The sequence below is a fragment of the Mesocryomonas fontinalis genome (genome assembly GCF_055730125.2).
Genome location: NZ_JBUZWG020000007.1, coordinates 89724 through 116089 on the forward strand (window position 1 = coordinate 89724; position 26366 = coordinate 116089).

The 26366-nt window shown below is 67.5% G+C and carries 19 protein-coding genes; 16 read left to right on the top strand and 3 right to left on the bottom strand.

The window, feature by feature from the left end; genetic code table 11:
* Positions 1 to 45 precede the first annotated feature (45 nt).
* Entirely contained in the window at positions 46 to 1407 is a 1362-nt protein-coding gene (locus tag ACZL02_RS17370) for an NAD-dependent succinate-semialdehyde dehydrogenase (RefSeq protein ID WP_472940155.1), read from the top strand.
* 105 nt (positions 1408 to 1512) lie between these two features.
* Here ACZL02_RS17370 and ACZL02_RS17375 read toward each other — a convergent pair whose 3' ends face one another.
* Positions 1513 to 1848, bottom strand: a complete 336-nt coding sequence (locus tag ACZL02_RS17375) for a hypothetical protein (RefSeq protein WP_472932277.1) — start codon at positions 1846 to 1848, stop codon at positions 1513 to 1515.
* 295 nt (positions 1849 to 2143) lie between these two features.
* Between ACZL02_RS17375 and pgi the strand changes: the two genes are divergently transcribed.
* The 12 genes from pgi (at position 2144) to ACZL02_RS17435 (ending at position 20501) form a co-directional block, all read left to right on the top strand.
* Positions 2144 to 3793, top strand: a complete 1650-nt coding sequence (gene pgi / locus ACZL02_RS17380) for a glucose-6-phosphate isomerase (protein ID WP_472940156.1) — start codon at positions 2144 to 2146, stop codon at positions 3791 to 3793.
* A 1-nt stretch (position 3794) separates the two neighbouring features.
* Positions 3795 to 6317, top strand: coding sequence for a glycogen/starch/alpha-glucan phosphorylase (locus ACZL02_RS17385; RefSeq protein ID WP_472940157.1), 2523 nt, complete (start codon positions 3795 to 3797; stop codon positions 6315 to 6317).
* A 320-nt stretch (positions 6318 to 6637) separates the two neighbouring features.
* Positions 6638 to 7906, top strand: coding sequence for a glucose-1-phosphate adenylyltransferase (gene glgC, locus ACZL02_RS17390; protein WP_472932274.1), 1269 nt, complete (start codon positions 6638 to 6640; stop codon positions 7904 to 7906).
* Entirely contained in the window at positions 7903 to 9357 is a 1455-nt protein-coding gene (glgA, locus tag ACZL02_RS17395; RefSeq protein WP_472940158.1) for a glycogen synthase GlgA, read from the top strand. Before glgC ends, glgA begins: the two co-directional genes overlap by 4 nt.
* Positions 9354 to 10982 (top strand): alpha-D-glucose phosphate-specific phosphoglucomutase, encoded by a 1629-nt coding sequence (locus ACZL02_RS17400; RefSeq protein ID WP_472940159.1) that lies wholly within the window; start codon positions 9354 to 9356, stop codon positions 10980 to 10982. The genes glgA and ACZL02_RS17400 overlap by 4 nt, the downstream gene beginning before the upstream one ends.
* Before the next feature lie 26 nt (positions 10983 to 11008).
* Entirely contained in the window at positions 11009 to 13078 is a 2070-nt protein-coding gene (gene glgX, locus ACZL02_RS17405) for a glycogen debranching protein GlgX (protein ID WP_472940160.1), read from the top strand.
* A 116-nt stretch (positions 13079 to 13194) separates the two neighbouring features.
* Positions 13195 to 15063, top strand: coding sequence for a DNA mismatch repair endonuclease MutL (gene mutL / locus ACZL02_RS17410; RefSeq protein WP_472940161.1), 1869 nt, complete (start codon positions 13195 to 13197; stop codon positions 15061 to 15063).
* A 233-nt stretch (positions 15064 to 15296) separates the two neighbouring features.
* Positions 15297 to 15755 carry a (2Fe-2S)-binding protein gene (locus ACZL02_RS17415; RefSeq protein WP_472940162.1) on the top strand — a complete coding sequence of 153 codons (459 nt, stop codon included), beginning with the start codon at positions 15297 to 15299 and terminating at the stop codon, positions 15753 to 15755.
* A gap of 3 nt (positions 15756 to 15758) precedes the next feature.
* On the top strand, positions 15759 to 17915 hold the full coding sequence (locus ACZL02_RS17420) for a xanthine dehydrogenase family protein molybdopterin-binding subunit (RefSeq protein ID WP_472940163.1): 2157 nt from the start codon (positions 15759 to 15761) through the stop codon (positions 17913 to 17915).
* A gap of 11 nt (positions 17916 to 17926) precedes the next feature.
* Positions 17927 to 18589 (top strand): multiheme c-type cytochrome, encoded by a 663-nt coding sequence (locus ACZL02_RS17425; RefSeq protein WP_472940164.1) that lies wholly within the window; start codon positions 17927 to 17929, stop codon positions 18587 to 18589.
* Positions 18590 to 18605: 16 nt separating this feature from the next.
* Positions 18606 to 19994, top strand: coding sequence for a class II fumarate hydratase (fumC, locus tag ACZL02_RS17430; RefSeq protein WP_472940165.1), 1389 nt, complete (start codon positions 18606 to 18608; stop codon positions 19992 to 19994).
* A gap of 120 nt (positions 19995 to 20114) precedes the next feature.
* Entirely contained in the window at positions 20115 to 20501 is a 387-nt protein-coding gene (locus ACZL02_RS17435; RefSeq protein ID WP_472940166.1) for a DoxX family protein, read from the top strand.
* 128 nt (positions 20502 to 20629) lie between these two features.
* Here the strand turns inward: ACZL02_RS17435 and ACZL02_RS17440 are convergent, their stop codons facing one another.
* On the bottom strand, positions 20630 to 21667 hold the full coding sequence (locus ACZL02_RS17440) for a DNA topoisomerase IB (protein WP_472940167.1): 1038 nt from the start codon (positions 21665 to 21667) through the stop codon (positions 20630 to 20632).
* A gap of 279 nt (positions 21668 to 21946) precedes the next feature.
* Between ACZL02_RS17440 and ACZL02_RS17445 the strand changes: the two genes are divergently transcribed.
* The gene (locus ACZL02_RS17445) at positions 21947 to 22162 is read left to right on the top strand and encodes a hypervirulence associated TUDOR domain-containing protein (RefSeq protein WP_472940168.1); all 216 of its coding nucleotides are present in this window, start codon (positions 21947 to 21949) and stop codon (positions 22160 to 22162) included.
* A gap of 43 nt (positions 22163 to 22205) precedes the next feature.
* On the opposite strand, the gene ACZL02_RS17450 is transcribed toward ACZL02_RS17445, so the two are convergent.
* Positions 22206 to 24065 (bottom strand): monovalent cation:proton antiporter-2 (CPA2) family protein, encoded by a 1860-nt coding sequence (locus ACZL02_RS17450; RefSeq protein WP_472940169.1) that lies wholly within the window; start codon positions 24063 to 24065, stop codon positions 22206 to 22208.
* A 138-nt stretch (positions 24066 to 24203) separates the two neighbouring features.
* On the opposite strand from ACZL02_RS17450, the gene ACZL02_RS17455 reads away from it, so the two are divergent.
* Positions 24204 to 25541: a TldD/PmbA family protein gene (locus ACZL02_RS17455; RefSeq protein ID WP_472940170.1), complete on the top strand. Its 1338-nt coding sequence runs from the start codon at positions 24204 to 24206 to the stop codon at positions 25539 to 25541.
* Positions 25541 to 26350: a 3'(2'),5'-bisphosphate nucleotidase CysQ gene (locus ACZL02_RS17460; protein ID WP_472940171.1), complete on the top strand. Its 810-nt coding sequence runs from the start codon at positions 25541 to 25543 to the stop codon at positions 26348 to 26350. Before ACZL02_RS17455 ends, ACZL02_RS17460 begins: the two co-directional genes overlap by 1 nt.
* The last annotated feature ends 16 nt before the right edge of the window (positions 26351 to 26366 follow it).

Here is a 26366-nt window from a genome sequence, read left to right on the forward strand (position 1 = left end):
GCGACATAGCCCTCTCGGCATAAACCGCCGAAAGGAAGCGTCAGCATGGCCCGCAGCATCAACCCCGCCACCGGCGAGACGATCGCCGACTACGCCGAGCATACGCCCGAGCAGATCGAGGCAGCGCTGGTAAAAGCCGAGCACGGCTTTCGCGACTGGCGCCAGACGCGCTTCGCCGAGCGCACCACTCTTCTCCTGCGGGTCGCCGACATCCTCGACGAGCGCCGCGACCGTCTGGCTGAAATCGCCGTCGCGGAGATGGGCAAGCGCCTTGCCGAGGCGAAGGCCGAGATCGAGAAATGCGCGGCCGGCTGCCGCTTCTACGCCGAGAACGCACCCAGCTTCCTCGCCGACAGCGTGCGCGAGGGGCCGGCGGGCAAGAACTTCGTCGCCTACCGCCCGCTCGGCCCGGTGCTCGCCATCATGCCGTGGAATTTTCCGTTCTGGCAGGTTTTCCGCTTTGCCGCGCCCGCGGTCATGGCCGGCAATGTCGGCCTCTTGAAGCACGCCTCCAACGTCACGCACTCGGCGCTCGAGATCGAGAAGATCTTCACCGACGCCGGCGCGCCCGCCGGCGTGTTCCAGACGCTGGTGGTCGCCGGCTCCAAGGTCGAATCGATCGTCACCGACCCCCGCATCAAGGCCGCGACGCTGACCGGCAGCGAGCCGGCCGGCCGGGCCGTCGCCGCGCAGTGCGGCGCGCACCTGAAGAAGACCGTCCTCGAACTCGGCGGCGCCGATCCCTTCATCGTCATGCCCTCGGCAGACCTTGCCAAGGCGACCGAGGTCGGCGTGCGCGCCCGCATGCAGAACAACGGCCAGAGCTGCATCGCCGCCAAGCGCTTCATCGTCCATGCCGACGTCTACGACGACTATCTCGAACGCTATCGCGCCAAGGTCGACGCCATGGTGGTGGGCGACCCGATGGATGCCGGCACGGACATGGGGCCGCTCGCCACCGCCAAAATCCGCGACGAGATCGCCGGACAGGTGGAGAAGAGCCTGTCGATGGGCGCCAGACGCGTCTCCGGCTGCGCCGCCGTCGACCGTCCGGGTTATTTCTACCAGCCCTCGATCATCGCCGACGTGCCGGAGAACGCCCCGGCCTACCGCGAGGAACTGTTCGGACCGGTGGCGATCTTCTTCAAGGTGAACTCGATCAATGAGGCGATCGCGCTCGCCAACGACAGCGATTTCGGCCTGTCGAGCTCGGCATGGACAGAGGAGCCGGCCGAGCAGGAGCGCTTCGCCCGCGAACTCGAGGCCGGCGGCACCTACATCAACCGGATGACCGCCTCCGACCAGCGCCTCCCCTTCGGCGGCATCAAGAACTCCGGCTATGGCCGCGAGCTTTCGCACGAGGGCATCCACGAGTTCGTCAACGTCAAGACCGTTACCATCGACTGACGCGCCGTCTCGACCTCCGGCGATCGACGCGAAAAAGGCGCCCCTCTTGCGAAGGACGCCTTTTTTTCTCTCAGGCCGTACTGTTGTGCCGGCCGTTCAGACGTCTCAGGACTTGTAGACCACGACCTTGCCGCCCGGCTGCACCGACAGGTTGCCGATGTCCTCGATCTTCACGCCCTCGGATGCCAGCTTTTCGGCTAGACCCGGATTAGCGTCGATCGTCCGCTGGATGGCGGCGGGGTCGGTGTTGCGGTTCATGCTGGAATCGGTGTTGTCGGTCCCGGTGGCGACGTCGAGATTGGTCTTGATCTCGATGGTGTAGTCGCTGGCGGCAGGCGTCGACATGCCCTGCATGCCCGTCGCCGGCGTGGCTTCCTGGGCGAATGCCAGGGAGGGCAGGATCATGGCGGCAACGGCGCTGGCGATCACGAACTTCTTCATCTTCATTCTCCTCTAAGCCCCGGCTTCGCGTCGGTAGAAACCGATACAGGCACTCGGGGAAAACGCTTTCCGTGGGGCGTGATGGTGAATGAATGGGCGCCGTCGCCGGCCGTTCCGGATCTCGCCATCAATACCTGTCACGTGCCTGTGAGGGGTAGGCGCCGAAACCTTCTTGCTGCACTGCGACAGGAAATAATGGCCGCTCCCCTCGATCATTGCCCGGTATGGCCCTATCCTGCCGGCGACGGCATCCGGCACCGAGACCGCCACCTGCAACCGACCATGGAACGTTGACGTGAACGCACAGACCGCCGCCACTCCCAGCCCGGCCATCACGGCCCTCGTCGAGCGTGGCGAACGCGCCAAATCCGAAGGCATTGCCGCCCGCTTCACCGCCGATCCGCAGCGCTTCGACGCGATGTCGGCGCGGCTGGACGACCTGCTCCTCGACGTCTCGAAGACCGCGCTTGGTGCCGACGACCTCGCTGCGCTCTTCGCCTTCGCCCGCGAGATGGAGCTCGAGGCCAAGCGCGACGCGATGTTCGCCGGCGCTGAGATCAACGCGACGGAGGGGCGCTCGGTCCTGCATGTCGCCTTGCGCGGTCAGCCGTCGGACGGCTTTGCCGCCGCCGGCGAGCCCGTCGGGGCCGACGTCGAGGCGGTGCTGGCGGCGATGACGGGCTTTTCTGACGGCATCCGCGCCGGCACGACCCTTGGCGCCACCGGCAAGCCATTCACCGACGTCGTCAACATCGGCATCGGCGGTTCGGACCTTGGGCCGGCGATGGCGACGCTTGCGCTTTCCCCCTTCCACGACGGGCCGCGGGCGCATTTCGTCTCGAACGTCGATGGCGCCCATATTGCCGATACGCTGAAGGGGCTCGATCCCGCGACGACGCTCTTCATCGTCGCGTCGAAGACCTTCACCACCACCGAGACCATGACCAATGCCGCCACCGCGCGCGCCTTCGTGGCGAAGGCGCTGGGCGAAGATGCGGTCTCCGCGCATTTCTGCGCCGTCTCCACCGCGCTCGACAAGGTCGCAGCCTTCGGCATCGACGAGGCACGGGTGTTCGGCTTCTGGGACTGGGTCGGCGGGCGCTACTCGCTCTGGTCGGCGATCGGCCTGCCGATCATGCTCGCCGTTGGCCCGGAGAACTTTCGCCGTTTCCTCGAGGGCGCGCGCAGCCTCGACCGCCACTTCAAGACCGCGCCGCTGGAGGAGAACCTGCCGGTGCTGCTCGGCCTCGTCGGCTGGTGGCACCGGGTCGCGCAGAACTACTCGGCGCGCGCGATCCTGCCCTACGACCAGCGGCTGGCGCGCTTTCCCGCCTACCTCCAGCAGCTGGACATGGAATCCAACGGCAAGCATGTCGGCCTCGACGGCCGCCGCACGCCGACGGTGACCGGCCCGCTCGTCTGGGGCGAGCCCGGCACCAATGGCCAGCACGCCTTCTACCAGCTGATCCACCAAGGCACCGGGGCGATCCCGGCCGAGTTCATCGTCGCCGCCAACAGCCACGAGCCAGCCCTCAAGCAGCACCACGACTTGCTCCTCGCCAACTGCCTGGCGCAGAGCGAGGCGCTGATGCGCGGCCGGACGCTCGAGGAGGCACGCCAGCAGATGCTGGACAAGGGCGCCCCCGCAGCGGAAGCCGAGCGCATCGCGCCGCACCGTGAGTTCTCCGGCGACCGCCCGTCGATCACCATCCTCCACGCCCGTCTTGATCCGTTCACGCTCGGGCGCCTCATCGCGCTCTACGAGCACCGGGTCTTCGTCGAGGCCCAGCTGTTCGGCATCAATGCCTTCGACCAGTGGGGCGTCGAGCTCGGCAAGGAGCTCGCCACCGGCCTTCTGCCGGTCGTCACCGGGGACGCCGACGCCTCCGGGCGCGACGGCTCCACCCGAGGTCTCGTCACCGCCATCCGCGACATGAGGAACTGACATGAGCTCCGCACTTGAAGAAGCTAAGGCAGACGCCATCCAGGCCGAAGAGTCGCCGACCGTCCTCGCCAAGGCCGAGCCGCGGCTGAACGACCGGGATACGCTTGCCTCCGAAATCCTGGAGAAGCTGACCTATTCGATCGGCAAATATCCCGCCTCCGCCCGCCGCCACGACTGGCTGGAGGCGACGACGCTCGCCGTGCGCGACCGGATCATCGACCACTGGCTGGCGTCGCGCCAGCACATCTACGAGAGCGGCGAGAAGCGCGTCTGCTATCTCTCGATGGAGTTCCTGATCGGGCGCCTGCTGCGCGACGCGATCAGCAATCTCGGCCTCACCGAGGCCGTCACCGAAGCCCTCGCCGGCTTCGACGTCAGCCTCGACATGATCGAGCTACTGGAGCCCGACGCCGCGCTCGGCAATGGCGGCCTCGGCCGCCTCGCCGCTTGCTTCATGGAATCCATGGCCTCGACCGGCGTGCCCGCCTTCGGCTACGGCATCCGCTACGTCCACGGCTTCTTCCGCCAGGAAGTCGTCGACGGCGAGCAGGTCGAGCTGCCGGAGAACTGGCTGGCGCACGGCAATCCGTGGGAATTCGAGCGCCGCGAGAGCTCCTACGAGATCGGCTTCGGCGGCAAGGTCTCCTCGATCGACGAGCCCGGCAAGCCGCCGCGGCAGATCTGGCGCCCGGCCGAGCGCGTGCTGGCGGTGGCCTACGACACGCCGATCGTCGGCTGGCGCGGCGAGCACGTCAACACGCTCAGACTGTGGAGCGCGCAGTCGCTCGACCCGATCCTGCTCGACGCTTTCAACTCGGGCGACCACATCGGCGCGCTGCGCGAGGCCAACAAGGCCGAGGCGATCACCCGCGTCCTCTACCCCGCCGACTCGCACCAGGCCGGCCAGGAGCTGCGTTTGCGGCAGGAGTTCTTCTTCTCCTCCGCCTCGCTGCAGGACATCATCCGCGAGCACCTGCGGACCAATCCGGACCTCTCCAACTTGCATGAGCAGGTGGCGATCCAGCTGAACGACACGCATCCGGCGGTCTCGGTCGCCGAGCTGATGCGGTTGTTGATCGACGTGCACGGCTTCGCCTGGGACGATGCCTGGAGCATCACCCAGAAGACCTTCTCCTACACCAACCACACGCTGCTGCCGGAAGCGCTGGAGACGTGGCCGATCAACCTCTTCGAGCGGCTGCTGCCGCGGCAGATGCAGATCATCTACGCCATCAACGCGCAGGTGATCCGCGAGGCCGGCAAGCTCGGCTTCGACGGCGGCAAGATCACCGCCATGTCGCTGATCGACGAAAACAACGGGCGCCGCGTGCGCATGGGCCAGCTCGCCTTCGTCGGCTCGCACACGATCAACGGCGTCTCGGCGCTGCACACCGAGCTGATGAAGGAGACCGTGTTCCATTCGCTGCACGAGCTCTACCCGCAGCGGATCCAGAACAAGACCAACGGCGTCACCCCGCGCCGCTGGCTGATGCAGTGCAATCCGGGCCTGACCAACCTCATCACCGATGCGATCGGCCCGGCCTTCCTCGACGACATCGACCGCATCGCCGATCTCGACAAGCTCGCCACCGACTCCAGCTTCCGCGAGCGCTTCATGGCGGTGAAGCGGCAGAACAAGGAGCGGCTCGCCAAGGTTATCGAGGACCGGCTGGCGATCTCGGTCGACCCGACGGCAATGTTCGACATCCAGGTCAAGCGCATCCACGAGTACAAGCGCCAGTTCCTCAACATCATCGAGGCGATTGCGCTGTACGACCAGATCCGCTCGCATCCCGAGATGAACTGGCAGCCGCGGGTGAAGGTGTTCGCCGGCAAGGCGGCGCCGAGCTACGCGCAGGCCAAGGAGATCATCCACCTCATCAACGACGTCGCCCGCGTCGTGAACTCCGATCCTTCGGTGCAGAACCTCCTGAAGGTCGTGTTCATTCCGAACTACAACGTCAGCCTTGCCGAGATCATCATGCCGGCGGCCGACCTGTCCGAGCAGATCTCGACCGCCGGCCTCGAGGCGTCCGGCACCGGCAACATGAAGTTCGCGCTGAACGGGGCCCTCACCATCGGCACGCTCGACGGCGCCAACGTCGAAATGCTCGAGCACCTCGGCGCGGAGAACATCTTCATCTTCGGCCTCACCGCCTCCGAGGTGGCCCAGCGCCGGCGCGAGGCGCACAGCGGCCGCTCGATCATCGAGAACTCGCGGCTGCTGCGCGGGGCGATGGAATCGATCGTCAAGGGTGTGTTCTCGCCGGAAGGACAGGAGAGCTACGCCAGCCTCGTCTCCAACATCTACAACAACGACTGGTGGATGATCGCCGCCGACTTCGAGGCCTACTGGAACACCCAGCGCCAGCTCGACACGACCTGGCAGGACGGCGCTTCCTGGGGCGAGAAGGCGGTGCGCAACACCGCGCGCATGTCCTGGTTCTCCTCGGACCGCTCGATCCGCGAATACGCCAAGGACATCTGGCATGCGGGACCGGGCACCGAGCCCCGGCGCTCGTAAACTCGCCGCACTGGTGCAACCTAGACCGTCCTGTGACGGCCTAGGTTTTCCGCCGGCGCGCCAGGGTTGTGCGGCGGCGCCCGGACATCCCCGGCGCACGGCGTGGCAAGGCTTCAGCCAGACCAGGAATAGTGGAAAAAGCCCCTTGCGGCGCGCCCTTGGCTTGTAGAAGCATGGCGGCACGGCGCTATCTCTGGCGACTGTCCGCCGCCATACCGGCAAGCGGACAAAGACAACAGACGCGACGACAACAAGCGCTCCGGAAGGGCGGCGGCCTGGGAGGGCCGCGCACCTCCGATGGCATACTGGGAGGATGAACGATGACCGACCGCAAGCGCCATGCGCCGATCTCACGCGACACGATGGCCTATGTCCTCGCTGGTGGCCGCGGCAGCCGGCTGATGGAAATGACCGACAACCGCGCCAAGCCCGCGGTGTACTTCGGCGGCAAGACCCGCATCATCGACTTCGCGCTGTCGAACGCCATCAATTCCGGCATCCGGCGTATTGGCGTTGCCACGCAGTACAAGGCACACAGCCTGATCCGCCACCTGCAGCGCGGCTGGAACTTCCTGCGGCCCGAGCGCAACGAGAGCTTCGACGTGCTGCCGGCCAGCCAGCGCGTGTCGGAGGACCAGTGGTATGCCGGCACCGCAGACGCCGTTTACCAGAACATCGATATCATCGAGGACTACGCACCGCAGTACATCGTCATCCTGGCAGGCGACCACGTCTACAAGATGGACTACGAGATCATGCTGCAGCAGCATGTCGACAGCGGCGCCGACGTCACCGTCGGCTGCCTGGAAGTCCCGCGCATGGAAGCGGTCGGCTTCGGCGTCATGCACGTCGACGATACCGGCCGCATCACCGCCTTCGTCGAGAAGCCGATCGATCCGCCGGCAATTCCCGGCCGGCCGGACACGGCGCTTGCCTCGATGGGCATCTACGTCTTCGACACCAAGTTCCTGATGGACCAGTTGCGCCGCGACGCGGCCGACCCGAAGTCGAGCCGCGACTTCGGCAAGGACATCATCCCGCACATCGTCAAGCACGGCACGGCGCAGGCGCATTCGTTCAACCGCTCGGTGGTGCGCTCGGAGAACGAGTACGACGCCTACTGGCGCGATGTCGGCACGGTCGACGCCTACTGGCAGGCCAACATCGATCTCACCGACGTCGTCCCGCCGCTCGACATCTACGACCGCAACTGGCCGATCTGGACCTATTCCGAGATCACCCCGCCGGCGAAGTTCGTGCATGACGAGGATGGCCGCCGTGGCCAGGCGATCTCCTCGCTGGTGTCCGGCGACTGCATCATCTCCGGTGGTTCGCTGATGCGCTCGCTGCTGTTCACCGGCGTTCGTCAGCGATCCTATTCGAGCCTCGACCATGCCGTCGTGCTGCCGCACGCGACCATCGGCCGGAGCGCGCGCATCACGAGGGCGGTGATCGACCGCGGCGTCGCGATCCCGGACGGCCTCGTCATCGGCGAGGATCCCGAGCTCGACGCCCAGCGTTTCCGCCGCACCGAGAACGGCATCTGCCTCGTCACCAAATCGATGATCGACCGGCTCAACTACCGATGAGCCTCAACGTCCTCTCCGTCGCCTCGGAGGTCTTCCCCTTCATCAAGACGGGCGGGCTCGCCGACGTCGCCGGCGCCTTGCCGCTGGCGCTCGGCGCGCTCGGCATCGGGGTTCGCACCTTGATGCCGGCCTATCCCGACGTGATGCGGGCGGTCGGGCCGGCGGAGAGCGTTCTCGTCATCCCCGAGCTGTTCGGCGGGTCGGCGCGGATCCTGGCGGCGAAGGCCGAGGGGCTGGACCTCCTGCTCCTCGACGCGCCGCATCTCTACGACCGCGCCGGCGGCCCCTACATCGGCAATGACGGGCACGAGCACGCCGACAACTGGGCGCGCTTTGCCGCGCTCGGCAAGGCGGGCGCCCTTGTCGGCGAGGGGGCAATCGACGGCTATGCGCCGGACTTGCTGCATGCGCACGACTGGCAAGCGGCCCTGGCGCCGGTCTATCTCGCTTTCGGCCGGGGTCGGCGGCGGCCAAAGACCGTCGTCACCGTTCACAACCTCGCTTTTCAGGGCAGCTACCCGCTCGAGATCTTCCCCAGGCTCGGCTTGCCCGGGTCCGCCTGGTCGCTGGAGGGCGTCGAATACTACGGCAGCGTCGGCTTCCTGAAGGGCGGCCTGCATGCCGCCGACGCCGTCACCACGGTCAGCCCGACCTATGCCGAGGAGATCCTCACGGCCGAGGGCGGCATGGGGCTCGACGGCCTGCTGCGGGGGCGCGGCGACCGGCTGATCGGCATCGTCAACGGCATCGATACCGACACCTGGAACCCCGCGACCGACGCCAGCATCGCCAAGACCTACAGCCTGCGCGCCCTAAAGGCCCGCGCCCAGAACAAGCGCGCGCTGGAGACCGAGTTCGGCTTCGCGCACGAGGCAGGCCCGATCTATGCCGTGGTCAGCCGCCTCACCTGGCAGAAGGGCATGGACGTGCTCGTGGCGCTTTGCGACGAGATCGTCGCCAGCGGCGCGCGGCTGGCGATCGTCGGTTCCGGCGACCGGTTGATCGAGGGCGCCTTCCACGCGGCGCATGCCCGGAATCCCGGTCGCATCGGCGTGCGCATCGGCTACAGCGAGACGCTGTCGCACAAGGTCCAGGCCGGTGCCGACGCGTTGCTGATCCCCTCGCGCTTCGAGCCCTGCGGCCTGACCCAGCTTTATGCGCTCCGCTATGGCTGCATCCCGATCGTCGCCCGCGTCGGCGGCCTTGCCGACACGGTGATCGACAGCAATTTCGCGGCGATGACGGCGGCGGTCGCCACCGGGCTGATCTTCTCGCCCGTCGACCGCGACGCGCTGCTCGACGCGGTGCACAAGGCCAACCGGCTTTACGCCGATCCCCCCCTCTGGCAAGCCATGCAAAAGCGCGGCATGGCCACCGATGTCGGCTGGACGGCCAGCGCCGCCCGTTACGCCGAACTCTACCGGTCCCTGACGAAAGAGCAGACGCCATGATCGAGACGATCGCCACCCGGCCCTTCGACGACCAGAAGCCAGGCACCTCGGGCCTGCGCAAGAAGGTCCCGCATTTCCAGCAGAAGCACTATGCCGAGAACTTCATCCAGTCGATCTTCGACGTCGCCGAGCGCGCGCCCGGCGCGACGCTGGTGATCGGCGGCGACGGCCGCTTCTTTAACCGCGAGGTGGTGCAGACCGCGATCCGCATGGCCGCCGCCAACGGCTTCGGCCGCGTCGTCGTCGGCAAGGACGGCATTCTCTCGACGCCCGCCGCCTCCAACATGATCCGCCAGCGCAAGGCCGCCGGCGGCATCATCCTCTCGGCCAGCCACAACCCCGGCGGCCCGAACGGCGACTTCGGCATCAAATACAACATCGCCAATGGCGGCCCGGCCCCCGAGGCGATCACCGAGGCGACCTTCACGCGCTCGAAGGAAATCGCCGAGTACAAGATCTCCGACGCGCCCTCCCCGGACCTCTCCGTCCTCGGCGAGACAACGATCGAGGACATGGTGGTCGAGGTGGTCGACCCCGTCGCCGACTACGCCAAGCTGATGCAGACGCTGTTCGACTTCGACGCGATCCGCGCGCTGATCGCCGGCGGCTTCCGCATCAAGTTCGACGCCATGCATGCGGTCACCGGCCCCTACGCCAAGGCGATCATCGAGGGCCTCCTCGGTGCCCCCGCGGGCACGGTGATGAACGGCGTGCCGCTGGAGGATTTCGGCGGTGGCCATCCCGATCCCAACGCCGTCCACGCGCACGAGCTGATCGAGCTCTTGATGGCGCCGGACGGTCCGGACTTCGGCGCGGCCTCCGACGGCGATGGCGACCGCAACCTGATCGTCGGCCGCGGCGTCGTGGTGACGCCCTCGGATTCGCTCGCGGTGCTCGCCGCCAACGCGCACCTGGCGCCGAGCTATGCCAGGGGCATCGCCGGCATCGCGCGCTCGATGCCGACCAGCCAGGCCGCCGACCGCGTCGCCGCCAAGCGCGGTCTGCCGCTCTACGAGACGCCGACCGGCTGGAAGTTCTTCGGCAACCTCCTCGACGCCGGCAAGGTGACGATCTGCGGCGAGGAGAGCGCCGGCACCGGCTCCGACCACGTGCGCGAGAAGGACGGGCTCTGGGCCGTGCTGCTCTGGCTGAACATCCTCGCCGTCCGCAAGGAGAGCGTCGCCGAGATCCTCTCCAGCCACTGGCGCGAGTTCGGCCGCACCTACTACCAGCGGCACGACTACGAGGAGATCGACAGCAAGGCCGCCGCCGGGCTGATGGGCTCCTTGCGTGACCGCCTGGCCTCGATGTCCGGCCAGCGCTTCGGCACGCTGGTGGTCTCGGAAGCCGACGATTTCTCGTACAAGGATCCGATCGACGGTTCGATCTCCACCGGCCAGGGCGTGCGGATTCTGTTCTCCGGCGGGGCGCGCATCGTCTACCGCCTGTCGGGCACCGGCACCCAGGGCGCCACGCTGCGGGTCTATATCGAGGCCTACCAGCCGGATCCGTCCAAGCTCGATGCTGCACCGCAAACCGTGCTGCGGGAACTCATCGAGACCGCTGATGTTATCGGCGAGATCACCAAACGTACCAAGCGCACAGCGCCTGACGTGATTACCTGATCTTCTCTCCTTCTCGCGGGACCTCCATGTCGAACACCATCACGACCGAACGTGGCAAGCCGGCTGAGCTGGGTGCCACGATCGACGCCGACGGCGTGCACTTCGCCGTCTACTCCGAGAACGCGGACGCCATCGAGGTCTGCCTCTTCGACGAGGCCGGCACGCAGGAAACCGATAGGCTGACCCTCGAAGGCCTCGACGGCGAGGGCTTTCGCTACGGCTTCGTGCCGGGCCTAGCCGTCGGCGCCCGCTATGGCTTGCGCGCCAGGGGCCCCTTCGCGCCGAAGGAAGGCCATCGGTTCGACTACTCGAAGCTTCTGGTCGATCCCTATGCGATCCAGCTCGACCGTCCGTTCATCTACCAGCCGGGGCTCACCGCCCCGCCGGAGCGTGAGCTCGATAGCGCCGCCTTCATTCCGCGTGCCGTCGTCATCGATCCGCTGCGCGATGCCTCGCCGCTGCCGTTCAAGGCGCCGGGCTTCACCTATGAGCTGTCGGTGCGCGCCTTCTCGCAGCGCAATCCGGACATTTCCAGCGAACTGCGCGGCACCGTCGCAGCGCTCGCCGAGCCGCATTTCCTCGACCATCTCGAGCGCATCGGCGTCGACACCGTCGAGTTCATGCCGCTCGCCGCCTGGATCGACGAAGGCCACCTGATGCTGAACAACCTCACCAATGCGTGGGGCTACAACCCGATCACCCACATGGCGCCCGATCCGCGGCTGTCGCCGGGCGGTCTGGCCGAGGTGCGCCGCGCGGTCGAGGCAATGCACGAGCGCGGCATCCGCGTGCTGCTCGATGTGGTGTTCAACCATTCGGGCGAAGGCTCCGAGGTCGGCCCGACGATCTGCTACCGCGGCCTCGACAACCTCCTCTACTACCGTCATCCCGAAGGCCAGCCGGAGTTCAACCTCAACGATACCGGTACCGGCAACACGTTCGCGACGCACAAGCCGCCGGTGGCGAAGATGTTCGTCGACGTTCTCCGCACCTGGGTCCAGACCACCGGCATCGACGGCTTCCGCTACGATCTCGGCACCGTGCTCGGCCGCTTGCCGGACGGATTCAGCCATGACGCGCCGTTCTTCAAGATGGTCGCCGAGGACGAGGTCCTGAAGGACCGCATCCACGTCGCCGAGCCTTGGGATGTCGGTCCCGGCGGCTATCAGGTCGGCAACTTCCCGAAGCCCTGGTTCGAGTGGCAGGACAAGTTCCGCGACGACATCCGCAAGTTCTGGCAAGGCGAGGACGGCATGCTTGGCGCGTTGGCGACCCGCCTCTCCGGCTCGGCCGACCTCTACAACCATGACGGCCGCACGCCGTCGGTCGGCGTCAATTTCCTTGCCGCGCATGACGGCTTCACCCTCGCCGACATCGCGATGTACGAGGAAAAGCACAACGAGGCGAACGGCGAGGACAACCGCGACGGCCACGATGCCAACCACTCCTGGAACAACGGCGTCGAGGGTCTGACCGACAATCCCGACATCATCCAGGCGCGCGGCAAGGACATCCGCGCCATGCTGGCAACGCTGATGGTCTCCCGCGGCAACCCGATGATCGTCGCCGGCGACGAGTTCGGCCGCACCCAGGGCGGCAACAACAATGGCTATGCCCAGGACAACGAGATCACCTGGCTCGACTGGGAGCATGCCGACGAACTGCTGATGGACTTCACCGCCAAGCTCGCGCATCTCCGCCGGGCGCATCCGGCCCTCAACGCCGACGCGTTCCTGACGGGCGACACGGTGCGCGGCGGCGACATGCCGGACGTGCAGTGGCTGCGCGAGGACGGCAACGAGCTCTCGCCGGACGAGTGGAACGACGGGTCGCGCCGCTTCCTCGGCATGAGCGTCTACGCGCCGCGCGAAGAAGGCGACGAGTTCGACAGCGAACGCGCCGTCATCTACATCAACGGTAGCCACGACGATGCGAACGTGCGGCTGCCGGAGCCCCGCGCCGGTTCACACTTCCAGCTCTACATCCAGTCCGACTGGCCGGATCTGGAGCCGCGCAAGGTCGACCACACCGAGGAAATCGTGGTGAAGGGCCGCTCGGTCTTCATCATGCTCGAGGAAAAGGGCGCGCCGGCCTGATCGGCCAGCACAGTCCTACCTGACCTCGCCGGTTTGATCCGGTCCGGCCGAAGGACTATCACGTCGTCACCCGCCCGGGCTCCGGGCGGGTGACTCTGTTTTACGGGCCCCGCTTCATGCCGATCCGCCAGCTCTCCGAGACCGTCATCGACCAGATCGCCGCCGGCGAGGTGGTCGAGCGGCCGGCGAGCGTCGTCAAGGAACTGGTCGAGAACGCCCTCGACGCCGGCGCCACGCGGATCGGGATCGTCACCGCCGCCGGCGGCAAGGGCCTGCTGCGGATCACCGACGACGGCTGCGGCATTCCCGTCGGCGAACTGCCGCTGGCGGTCCGCCGCCACTGCACGTCGAAGCTCGTCGACGATCTCCATCTCATCCAGACGCTCGGCTTTCGCGGCGAAGCACTGCCCTCGATCGGCTCGGTGGCCCGGCTGTCGCTGCGCTCGCGCCGCGACGGCGCGGAGGGCGCGGAGGGCGCGGAGGGCGCACATGAAATCTTGGTGGACGGCGGCAAGGTCGAGGGCCCCCGGCCCGCGGCGCTGTCGCGCGGGACCGTCGTCGAGGTGCGCGACCTCTTCCATGCCGTGCCGGCCCGGCTGAAGTTCCTGAAGAGCGAGCGGGCCGAGGCTGCGGCGGTCACCGATGTCATTCGGCGCATCGCCATCGCCTTCCCCGCCGTGCGCTTCGCGCTGGCCGGCAGCGACCGCAGCGAGCTGGTATTCGAGCCCGCGACGCCGATCGGGCGCATCTCGGCGGTCGTCGGCAAGGATTTCGCTGAAAACAGCCTGCCGATCGAGGCCGGCCGCGAGAACGCAAGGCTCACCGGCTTTGCCGGCATTCCCGCCTATAGCCGTGGCAATGCGCAGTTCCAGTATGTCTACGTCAATGGCCGGCCGGTGCGGGACAAGATGCTACTCTCGGCGCTGCGCGGTGCCTATGCCGACGTGATGGCGCGCGACCGGCACCCGATCGCCGTCCTCTTCCTCGAGATCGACCCGGCCTTCGTCGACATCAACGTCCACCCGGCGAAGGCCGATGTGCGCTTCCGCGATCCCGGCATGATCCGTGGCCTCGTCATCGGCGCCATCCGGCAGGCGCTGGCGGCAGCCGGCATGCGCGCCTCCACCGAGGGTGCGGATGCCATGCTGTCGAGCTTCCGGCCGGGCGGCGCGGCGCCGGCAATGACCGCAGCCGCCTGGGGCGGCGCGAACCGGGGCGGCGGCTTCTCGCAGGGCGCGCAGGCCCCCTATGATCCCGGCCAGTCGCCGTTCCGCCCGCTCGGTGATGGCGCGCCACCGCCGCCGCAGAGCCTTGCCGACCGCGCCGGCGGCTTCGAGGGCCTTGCCCCCTATGCCCGCCCCGCTGTCCCCCGCACCGAGGGTGACGGCGACGATCTCGCCCGCGGCTACCCGCTCGGCGCGGCAAGGGCGCAGCTGCACGATGCCTTCATCGTCGCCGAGACCGGGGACAGCCTCGTCATCGTCGACCAGCACGCGGCGCACGAGCGCCTGGTCTACGAGGCGCTGAAGACGGCGATCCACGAGAAGCCGCTCGCCGCCCAGCATCTGCTGCTGCCGGAGATCGTCGATCTGCCGGAGGAGGACGCCGATCGCCTGTCGGAGCATGCCCCGGCGTTCGAGCGCTTCGGCCTGTTCCTCGAACGCTTCGGGCCGGGCGCCGTCGCGGTGCGCGCGACGCCGTCGATGCTCGGCCAGGTCGATACGGCCCGGATGGTGCAGGACCTTGCCGATGAGCTCGCCGATTGCGACAGCGCCGAGAGCCTGCTGCGGCGGATCGACCATGTCGCCGCCACCATGGCCTGCCACGGCTCGGTCCGGGCCGGGCGCACGCTCCGGCCGGCGGAGATGAACGCGCTCCTGCGCCAGATGGAAGCGACGCCGGGCTCGGGCACCTGCAACCACGGCCGGCCGACCTTCATCGAGCTGAAGCTTGCCGATATCGAGCGGCTTTTCGGTCGGCGCTGATAGCCTGCAGCGGGCTGGCGTCCGTGTCGGTGCTTACCCTTCCGAACTTTATTTTCAGCCGCGAAATGTAAGCGCCGCAGGGCATTTAGACTACCGGACGGTACGTTTCGGTCCCAGGGACCACGCCGGGCAGTAGACGCTTTTCCCACCGCAGATTAGAATTGCCCCAAATTAGACGCCGGCAGCCTGCGGCCCGACCCCGTGGCGCCGGGACTCTCCGAGGGAGCGGCACCTTGATCACCTTCACGCTGAACGGCCAGGAAAAGACCTTCGACGGCGATCCCGATACCCCGCTCCTGTGGGTGATCCGCGACGCCGAGAAGCTCACCGGCACCAAATACGGCTGCGGCGTCGCCCAGTGCGGCGCCTGCACGGTGCATCTCGACGGCATGACCCGCCGCTCCTGCATTACCCCGATCTCGACCGTCGAGGGATCCGAGGTGATCACCATCGAGGGCGTCGAGGGTGCCGAGGCCGAGGCCGTGCATGCCGCCTGGGTGGCGATCGACGTGCCGCAGTGCGGCTACTGCCAGTCCGGGCAGATCATGTCCGCCGTCTCGCTGCTGCAGACCGTGCCGAAGCCGACGGACGCCGATATCGACGGCGCCATGGCCGGCAACATCTGCCGCTGTGCCACCTATCAACGCATCCGCCAGGCGATCCACAATGCTGCCGGCACGCTGGAGGGCTGAGCGATGACCATCCACACCACCACCCGCCGCAGCTTCCTCCTCGGCAGCGGCCTTGTCATTGGTCTCGCTCTGGCGCCGAAGGGCTTTGCCCGCGGCATGACCGCGAACGGCGTCGAGGCCGGCGGCGGGGCTGAGCTCCGCGAGCTCAACGCCTTCGTCAAGATCGCCGCCGACGACACGGTGACGATCCTCTCCAAGCACATCGAGTTCGGCCAGGGTCCGTTCACCGGCCTTGCCACCATCGTCGCCGAGGAGCTCGACGCCGACTGGAGCCAGATGCGCGCCGTGCACGCGCCGGCCGACGACAAGATCTACGCCAACCTCGCCTTCGGCCTGCAAGGCACCGGCGGCTCGACCGCGATCTTCAATTCCTACGATCAGCTGCGTAAGGCCGGCGCCACCGCCCGCGCCATGCTGGTCGCCGCTGCCGCCAAGGAGTGGGGCGTTCCCGCTGCCGAGATCACGGTCTCCAAGGGCCGCATCGCGCATGCCGCCTCGGGCAAGGAAAGCGGCTTCGGCGCGTTCGCCGAAAAGGCCGCGACCGAGACACCGCCGGCCGAGCCGACACTGAAGGACCCGAAGGACTTCATCCTGATCGGCCAGGCGCTGCCGAAGCTCGACACGCAAGCGAAGTCGACCGGCAAGGCCATCTTCACGCTTGATGTTCATGCCGACAACATGCTCGTTGCCGTCGTCGCCCATCCCGACCATTTTGGCGCGACGGTGAAGTCCCTCGATGCCGCAGCCGCGTTGAAGGTGCCGGGCGTCGTCGACGTCAAGCAGATCCCGCAGGGCGTCGCCGTCTACGGCGAGAACACCTTCGCCGCCCTGAAGGGCCGCGATGCGCTGGTGATCGAATGGGACCTCGCCAAGGCCGAGACCCGCTCGAGCCGCGAGATTACCGCCGACTACACCAAGCTGTTCGCCGAGAAGGGCCTCGAGGCGACCAACAAGGGCGACGTCGAGAAGGCTTTCACCGCCGAGGGCGCCCAGACGCTGGAAGCCGATCTCGTCTTCCCGTTCCTTGCGCATGCGCCGATGGAGCCGCTCGACGCCGTCATCGTCAAGAACGAGGATGGCTCGATCGACTGCTACAACGGCGCGCAGTTCCCCGGCCAGGACCGCCAGGCGCTTTCCCAGGTGCTCGGCATCGATGAGGCGAAGATCCGCGTCAACACCCAGCTCGGCGGCGGCAGCTTCGGCCGCCGTGCACAGTTCGGCTCGCCCTACATGCGCGAGGCCGCCGAGGTGTTCAAGGCGTCCGGCGGCAACCGTCCGGTCAAGCACATGTGGACCCGCGAAGACGACATCCGCGGCGGCTACTACCGTCCGATGTACGCCCACCGCATGAAGGCCTCCGTCAGCCGGGCGGGCGAGATCACCGGCTGGCATCAGGTGATCGTCGGCCAGTCGATCATGGCCAAGGCGACGCTCGACAGCACCTCGGTCGAGGGCGCCTCCAACCTGCCCTATGCCATTCCGAGCCTGAAGGTCGAATCGCACAACACCACGCTGCCGGTGCCGGCGCTGTGGTGGCGCTCGGTCGGCCACACCCATACCGGCTTTGCCGTCGAGACCTTCGTCGACGAGCTCCTGGAAAAGGTCGGCAAGGATCCCGTCGAGGGGCGTCTGGCGCTGCTCGACCCGAAGTCGCGCCACGTCGCGACGCTGAAGAAGGTCGCGGAGATGGCCGACTGGGGCGGCGCCCCGGTGCCGGCAGGCCGCGAGCGCGGTGTCGCCGTGGTCGAGAGCTTCGGCACCTTCGTCGCGCAGATCGTCGAGGCCTCGATCGGCGAGGACAAGCTGCCGCGCGTCCACAAGGTCTGGGTCGCCGTCGATTGCGGCGTCGCGATCAACCCGAACGTCATCACCGCGCAGATGGAGGGCGGCGTCGGCTACGGCCTCGGTGCCGTCCTGTTCGACGCGGTGACGCTGGGTGACGGCGGGCGCATCGTCCAGTCGAACTTCCACGACTACCGCTCGATCCGCATCAACGAGATGCCCGAGGTGATGGTCTCGATCATCCCCTCGACCGAACCGCCGACCGGCGTCGGCGAGCCGGGCGTGCCCCCCGTCGGCCCGGCCGTGGCCAATGCCTGGCGCAAGCTGACCGGCTCGCCGGTGCGGCAGCTGCCGATCGTCAATGTCGTGGTCTCCTGAAGGTGCGTAACGTGAAGCCTATCCTCGTGCTGGCGGGCCTTGCCGCGACCATTGCCATCGCCGTCGCGCTGATGGCCCCGACCCTGTCCAATGCTCAGGAGAAGACCACCTCGCCTAAGACCACCGAGGCCAAGACGCTGAAGCCGGTCTCGGCCTTCGACAGCATCAAGGACGAAAAGGAACGCTCAATCGCGATCTTCGAGGAGACCGGCAAGGTTCTCCTCGACCCGCGCTGCGTCAACTGCCATCCGAGGGGCGACAGCCCGCTGCAGAACAACCTCGTCAAGCACCAGCCGCCGGTGTCGCGCGGCGAGGCGAACTTCGGCATGGCCGGCATGCAGTGCACCACCTGCCACGGCCCGGCCAATGTCGACGTCGTCGGCCAGGCCGCGACGATCAAGTCGATCCCCGGCAATCCCAACTGGCACCTCGCGCCGATCGAGATGGCCTGGGAGGGCAAGACGCTCGCCGAGATCTGCGTGCAGATCAAGGACCAGAACAGAAACGGCGGCAAGACGCTTGCCCAACTCGTCGAGCACATGGCAAAGGACGATCTCGTCGGATGGGGCTGGAACCCCGGCAAGGGGCGCGAGCCCGTCGCCGGCACCCAGGCCGAATTCGGCGCGCTGTACGAGGCCTGGGCTGCGACCGGAGCGCATTGCCCATCCTCCTGAACCGGAGAGCTGGGACATGACGACACGCCGCGAGACCGATTCCATCGGGGCCATCGAGGTCGCCACCGACCGCTACTGGGGAGCGCAGACCGAGCGCTCCCTGCACAATTTCAAGATCGGCACCGACCGCCAGCCGCTGCCGCTGATCCACGCTCTCGCCCTCGTCAAGAAGGCGGCCGCGCGCGTCAACACCCGCATGGGCAAGCTCGACTCGAGCCTTGCCGAGACCATCGAGAAGGCCGCCGACGAGGTGATCTCCGGCGCGCTCGACGATCACTTCCCGCTGGTCGTCTACCAGACCGGGTCGGGCACCCAGACCAACATGAACGTCAACGAGGTCATCTCGAACCGGGCGATCGAGATGCTCGGCGGCGAGATGGGCTCGAAGAAGCCGGTCCACCCGAACGACCACGTCAACATGGGCCAGTCGTCGAACGACGTGTTTCCGACCGCGATGCACGTCGCCGTCGTCGTGGAGACGATGAAGCGGGTGTTCCCGGCGATCGACGCCCTGCATGCCTCGCTCGACGCGAAGGCCAAGGAATTCGACCACATCATCAAGATCGGCCGCACCCACACCCAGGATGCGACGCCGATCACCCTCGGCCAGGAATTCTCCGGCTATGCCGCAGCGCTTCACCTCGGCCGCCGGCGGATCGAGCAGGCCCTGGGCGACGTGCTCGCGCTGGCACAGGGCGGCACCGCCGTCGGCACCGGCCTCAACGCGCCCGTCGGCTTCGACACGGCGATCGCCGCGGAGATCGCGAGCCTCACCGGCCACCCGTTCCGCACCGCCGGCAACAAGTTCGAGGCGCTGGCCTCGCATGGCGCCCTCACCTTCTTCCACGGCAGCCTCAACGCACTGGCGACCGACCTCTTCAAGATCGCCAACGACATCCGCTTCCTCGGCTCGGGACCGCGCTCGGGCCTTGGCGAACTGTCGCTGCCGGAGAACGAGCCGGGCTCGTCGATCATGCCAGGCAAGGTCAACCCGACGCAGGCCGAGGCGATGACCATGGTCGCCGTAGAGGTGTTTGGGCACGAGACGACCGTCACCGTCGGCTCCAGCCAGGGCCATTTCGAGCTCAACGTCTTCAAGCCGGTGATCGCCAACGCGGTGCTTTCGTCGATCCGCCTCCTCGGCGACGCGATGGATAGTTTCCGCGAGCACTGCGTCGACGGCATCAAGGCGAACGAGGACCGCATCAAGGCGCTGATGGAGCAGTCGCTGATGCTGGTGACGGCGCTGGCGCCGACCATCGGCTACGACAATGCGGCCAAGATCGCCAAGACGGCGCACCACAACGGCACCACGCTGCGCGAGGAGGCGGTTGCCTCGGGTCTGGTCTCCGCCGAGGACTATGCCCGGATCGTCGATCCCGCGGCGATGACCCGCCCGGGCTGATCGCCAGGAAGCTTAGACTTTTACGTCGATTTCAGTGAACGATCGGTCGCCGTGGGATTGTCCTGCGGCGGCCGCGTTTTTAGGCTATCCACGTCGGATCAACTTTCCGGGAAACCCACCATGAATTCCAATGTCCTCCTCCTCATCGGCCGGGTTCTCCTGTCGATCCTGTTCATCGTCGCCGGCTTCGGCAAGCTCACCGGTGGCGCCGAGGGTCTGTCCGGCATGCTCGGCGGCATGGGCCTGCCGCAGCCGCTGGCGATGGCCTACCTCGTCGGCCTCTGCGAACTAGTCGGCGGCGTCTGCGTCCTCATCGGCTTCCAGGTCCGCATCGTCGGCATCCTGCTGGCGCTGTTCTGCCTGATGACCGGCTACATCGCCCATATCGGCGATGCGACCGCGCTGATGAAGAACATCGGCCTTGCCGGCGGCTTCCTCGTCCTTGCCGCCCATGGCGCCGGTGCCTATGCCGTCGGCCCGAAGCCGGCCCGCGTCTCGCGCTACTGACGCTTCGGATATCTCTCCGACGAAAGAAAGGGCGGCCCTCGGGTCGCCCTTTTTGCCTATCTGCTGGATGATCTGGGCCATAAGCCGAGATGGCGCCGCTGGCGGCATTTAAATCGCGGCACAACGGCCTACGGCCGCGTCGCGACTTCCTCGAGGAACCGCATCAGTCCGGTCTCGACGCGGGTCAAGCCCTGGCGCGATCGACCCTTCAGGAGGTCTGGATCAAGCCGCTCCTCCTCATAGGCGCTGACGATCTCGGGGTGGACATAGGAAGCGCGGGCGACCGTCGGCGTGTTGCGCAGAAGTTCGCTCGCCGCCTTCATCGCCGCGGCTACCGCCCGCTTGCGCTTGGTGTCGCTGGTCTGCTCCACCCCGGCCTCCTCGATCAAGAACCGCAGCGCCTCCGCGGAGCCGTGGAAGGTGCGAAAATCCTTGGCGGAAACGCGCGCTTCGGCTGCGTCGCGAAGATAGCCGTTGAGCAGAGTCGCGGTCAGCAGCTTCGGCTTCAGCCCGCCATTCCGGAAAGCGAAAAGCCGCGGGCCCTTCAGCTTGCGCAGCCGCGCGAGCGAGCGCAGCACCGGCCGGTCGGCGATGTCGATGCGGTGCGGCTTGTTGGACTTGCCGATGAAATTCAGCACGGCAGCTTTCGGCGTCATGCGCAGGTTCTGCTTGCGCAGCGAGGCCACCCCGCGTCCCCCGTCGGCGGCGTATTTCTCGTGCCCCGGGCGCATCGCGGCGAGATCGATCAGCCGTGCGGCGGTCGCAGCGGTGGCGGCCTCGCCAAAGTCCTTGCGCCGGATGTCCTTGTCGATCCGCCGGCGCAGCTTCGGCAGCGCCTTGCCGAAGCGCAGCAGCCGCTCGGTCTTCACCGCGTTGCGGACGTTCACCCAGTCGTCGTGGTAGCGGTACTGGAGCCGCCCCTTCTCGTCACGGCCGATCGCCTGGATATGGCCGTTCGCCTCGATGCAGATCTTCACGTCCTGCCAGGCCGGCGGGATCACCAGCGCGTCGATGCGCGCCCGCAGCGTCGGGTCTGCGACCTCGTCGCCAGCGGCAAAGCAGATCCGCGGGCCATCCTCGTGGTGCAGGCGCTCGATGCCGAAATCCTGCGGGTCGACGATCTGGAGGCCGATCCGTTCGGCGTGGCGGAAAAGATGCTTGTTCATGGCGTCCGTCAGGCATTGTCCGAGAGCGCCGGACGCCCGGAAGGACGCACGAAACGACGCTCTATCTCTTTGACTTACATAGATCTTTCTTCGATCGGATCAGTCCGTCCCATCGCAGAATACTCTGGGGTCAACGGCAGTTTTCCGGCGGGGTTCCCGGCGGCTGGCTGCGACAGGTGCGCACGCGCCTTGGCAAGGCGGAACAGCTTTTGTCCACCGTGCATTGAGCCGGCACCAACCAGCACGACAACTGGGCACGTCAGCCAAGGGAGAGACGACATGACCGAGTTCAAGAAGGGCGACGACGTCACCTGGTCCTGGGGCAAGGGCAAGGCCGAAGGCGAGGTCGCCGAGACTTTCACCGACAAGGTGACGAAGATGATCCACGGGAAGAAGGTCACCCGCAATGCCGACGAGGACAAGCCAGCCTACCTCGTCAAGCAGGAGGACGGCGGCAAGGCGCTGAAGAGCGAGACCGAGCTCGACAAGGCCTAGTCACAGGACGGCCGGCGTCCACTGGACGGAACGCCGGCCGCCTCTACTGCTTCTTCGCCGCCTGCCGGTTGCTGAGGCGCGTGGTGAAACGCGGGCGGCGGCGGGTGGCGGGTTTGCTCTCGCCCGCAGGTGATTTGAGCTTCGGCGGCACCAGTGGCTCGGGCGTCGCCTTTCGTCCGGGAGCAGCGGTATCGCCGGCATAGATGCCCTCCGCCTGCTGCAGCTTCAGCCGCTCGATATCCCGGCGGCGGACGTCGTCGACGATCGCCTCGGCTGCCTCGTCGTTGACGCCTAGCCCCTGCAGCGTCTCCCCGCCGAACACCAGCGCCGACTCCAGCGTCTCGCGGATTTCGTACTCGACGCCGCGCGACAGCAGCGACAGCGAATGGTTGCGGTCGTAGGAGCGCACGTAGAGCCGCACATTCGGAAACTCCGACCGGATGAGATCGACGATCTGGTCGGTGGTCTCCTGATGGTTGGTGCAGACGGCGACGATCTTGGCCTTGCGAATGCCGGCGGCTTCCAGCACGTCGCGGCGGAGGCCCGAGCCGAAGTAGATGCGGAAGCCGAAGCGGGCGGCATTGCGGATCCGCTCGGCCGACGAATCGATGATGGTCACGTCGGTACCGTTGGTCAGAAGCACCTGCGCGGTGATCTGGGCAAAGCGCGAGAAGCCGATCATCAGGACCGAGGAGCCGGCGCCGGCAAAGTCCTCGTCGAGCTGTTCGGCCTCGGCCTCCGGCGACAGCCGGCCGCCGAGCCATACCGTCAGCGGCGTCAGCGCCATCGAGAGGGTGACGATGGCGACCAGCAGCGACGAGGTTTCCGGCGGAAAGATTGCGGCCGAGGCCGCGGCGGCGAACAGCACGAAGGCGAACTCGCCGCCTTGCGGCAGGAGGGCGGCAACCCGCGCGGCGGTGTCCTGCGTCTCGCCGAAAAAGCGCGAGGCGGCATAGAGCACCGCCGATTTCGCGAGGAGCAGCGCCGGCGTGACGAGGAGGATCGCCGGCCAGTGCCGGAGGATCACGCCGAGATCGAGCGACAGGCCGACACCGATGAAGAACAGGCCGAGCAGGATGCCGCGGAACGGCTCGATATCGGCCTCGAGCTCGTGCCGGTAAGAGGATTCCGCCAGCATGACGCCCGCCATGAACGCGCCCATCGCCATCGAGAAGCCCGCCGCCTGCATCAGCAGAGCCGATCCCAGCACCACGAACAGTGCCGCCCCGATCATCACCTCACGCGCGCCGGAGCGCGCCATGAACGAGAACAGCGGGTTGAGGAGGTAACGTCCGGCGGCGAGCAGCGCGACGATGGCGCCGATCGACAGCGCAAAGCGTGCAAGGTCGAAATGCGCCGCCTCCCCGGTCGATGGCGCGAGGAAAGGCAGCAGCGCCAGGAGCGGCACGACAGCGAGGTCCTGGAACAGCAGCACCGAGAACGCTGCCTGGCCGTGCCGCGTGTTGGTTTCCCCCGCCTCCTCCAGCACCTGCAGGCCGAAAGCGGTCGAGGACAGGGCAAGACCGAAACCGATGACGAAAGCCGCGCGCCAGTCGATGCCGAGCAGCACGGCGGCGAGCATCAGGAGCGCGCCGGTGACGACGACCTGGGTGAGGCCGAGGCCGAAGATCTGGCGGCGCAACGCCCAGAGCCTGCTTGCCTTCAGCTCGAGGCCGATGATGAAGAGAAGGAACACCACGCCGAGTTCGCCGACATGCAGGATCTCCTCGCCATCGCCGTCGATCAGCCGAAGCATGGGGCCCATGACGATGCCGGCGAAGAGGTAGCCGAGCACCGTCCCAAGACCGACGCGCTTGAAGATCGTACCGGCGAGAATGCCGCCGCCGAGCAGCAGGACGGCTTCCAGAAATATCGACGTCGGGGCTTCCACGGGACGGACCATCTCGTTTCGAGGCGAAGGAGCGCCGGTTGGCCGCGCCGGCGGGACGAAAAGCCGCCGCCGCCGCTTGGCTTCCGGCGCGCCGCACCATAAATGTTCCAGATGCAGAAACCAGCAGGCAATCCCCCAGCAGGCAATCCCATGGATCACGAGACGCAGCGGCTCCTCGACGCGGCGGGGCGGTTGATCGACCAGGCGTTGCGGTCCGGCGCCGATGCGGCGGACGCCGCCGTCGTGCGCTCGCGCTCGCGCGGCGCCTCGGTGCGGCTCGGCAAGGTCGAGGACACCGAGTCGGCCGAGAGCGAGGACGTGTCGCTCCGGGTCTTCGTCGGCCGGCGCGTCGCGACCGTCTCCGCCGATATCCGCGCCGACATCGGCCCGCTGGTCGAGCGGGCGGTCGCGATGGCGAAGGTCTCGCCCGAGGATCCCTATGCCGGGCTTGCCGACCCCGCCCTCCTGGCGACGGACGAGATCGAACTCGACCTCTACGACGACACGCACATCTCCAGCGAGACGCTGGTCGAGGAGGCGATGGCGCTGGAGGACGCGGCGCGGTCGGTTGCCGGCGTCACCAATTCGGGCGGTGCCGGCGCGTCGATCGGCATCAGCGGCCTGGTGCTGGTGACCTCGTCGGGCTTTTCCGGCTGGCGCATGCGTTCGGGCTTCTCGCGCTCGGTCAGCGTCATCGCCGGCGAAGGCGTCAAGATGCAGCGCGACTACGACTTCGACTCGCGGATCCACTGGGCCGATCTCGAGGACTGCGCCGAGATCGGCCGCCGGGCAGGTGAACGCGCCGTGCGCCGGCATGGCCCGCGCATGGTGCCGACCGGCAAGTATCAGATCGTCTTCGATCCGCGCGTCGCCCGCGGCCTGATCGGCCATGTGATCGGCGCGATCAACGGCGCCGCCATCGCCCGCAAGACGAGCTTCCTGAAGGACCGGATGGGAGAGGCGATCCTGCCGGCCACGATGTCGATCACCGACGAGCCGCTGCTTACCCGGCGTCCGGGCTCGCGCGCCTTCGATGGCGAGGGTGTGCGCGGTGCGCCGCTGACGCTGGTCGAGAACGGCGTCTTGAAAAGCTGGCTGCTCGACAGCGCCACCGGCCGCGAGCTTGGACTTGCCACCAACGGCCGCGGTTCGCGCTCGTCCGGCGGCATCTCGCCGTCCTCGACGAATGTCGTGGTGACGCCGGGCACCGTCACGCCGGAGGAGCTCATCCGCGACGTCGGCAACGGCATCTACGTCACCGAGCTGATCGGCCAGGGCGTCAACATGGTGACCGGCGACTACAGCCGCGGCATTTCCGGCTTCATGATCGAGAACGGCGCGCTGACCTTCCCGGTGTCGGAAGTCACCATCGCCGGCAATCTCGGTGACATGCTGAAGCAGCTCGTCGCCGCCGACGATCTAGACCTGCGCTATTCCCTCGTCGCCCCGACGCTCGGCCTCGGCGCGCTGACCGTCGCGGGGAGCTGATGGCGCTCGCCAGCCCCGAACAGGACCTCGCCCTCCTCGCAACCGCGGCGCGCGAGGCCGGACGCATCGCGCTCGGCTACTTCCGGCAGGACCCGCAGGTCTGGTGGAAGGAAGGAAACTCGCCGGTCAGCGAGGCGGATTTCGCCGTCGATCGCTACCTCAAGGAGACGCTTCTCGGGGCGCGTCCGGATTATGGCTGGCTGTCGGAGGAGACGGACCCGCTCGTGGCCGTCGAGGCGATCGTCGAGGCGCCGCGGCGCTTCTTCGTCATCGATCCGATCGACGGCACGCGCTCGTTCATCCGCGGCGAGGATACCTGGTGTGTCTCGGTGGCGGTGATCGAGGCCGGCCGGCCGATCGCCGGCGTCATCGACGTGCCGGCGACGGGTGAAGTGTTTTCCGCCGCGGCCGGGGGCACCGCCTTGCTGAACGGCGCGCCGCTCAGCGTCTCCCAGCCGGAGCCGAACGTCCGGCTGAAGGTCTCGATGCCCGATCCGATGCGCCGCGCGCTCGGGGCAGACGGCGAGAACCGCATCGCCTATGCGCGCAATGCTCCTTCGCTCGCCTACCGTCTGGCGCTGGTCGCCTGCGGCCGGCTCGACGGCACGCTGATCCGCCCGCATGCCAACGACTGGGACGTCGCCGCCGGCGACCTGATCCTCGAGCGGGCCGGCGGCTCCCTGGTCGATCTCGGCGGGGCGCTGGCGCATTACACGGTGGAGGGCCGACGGCATGACGTGCTGATCGCCGCCGCGGAGCATGCCCTGCCGATGCTGATCGGCCTTGCCGCGACCGCTTCGGCGGCCTAATCCGAACTGACAGAAC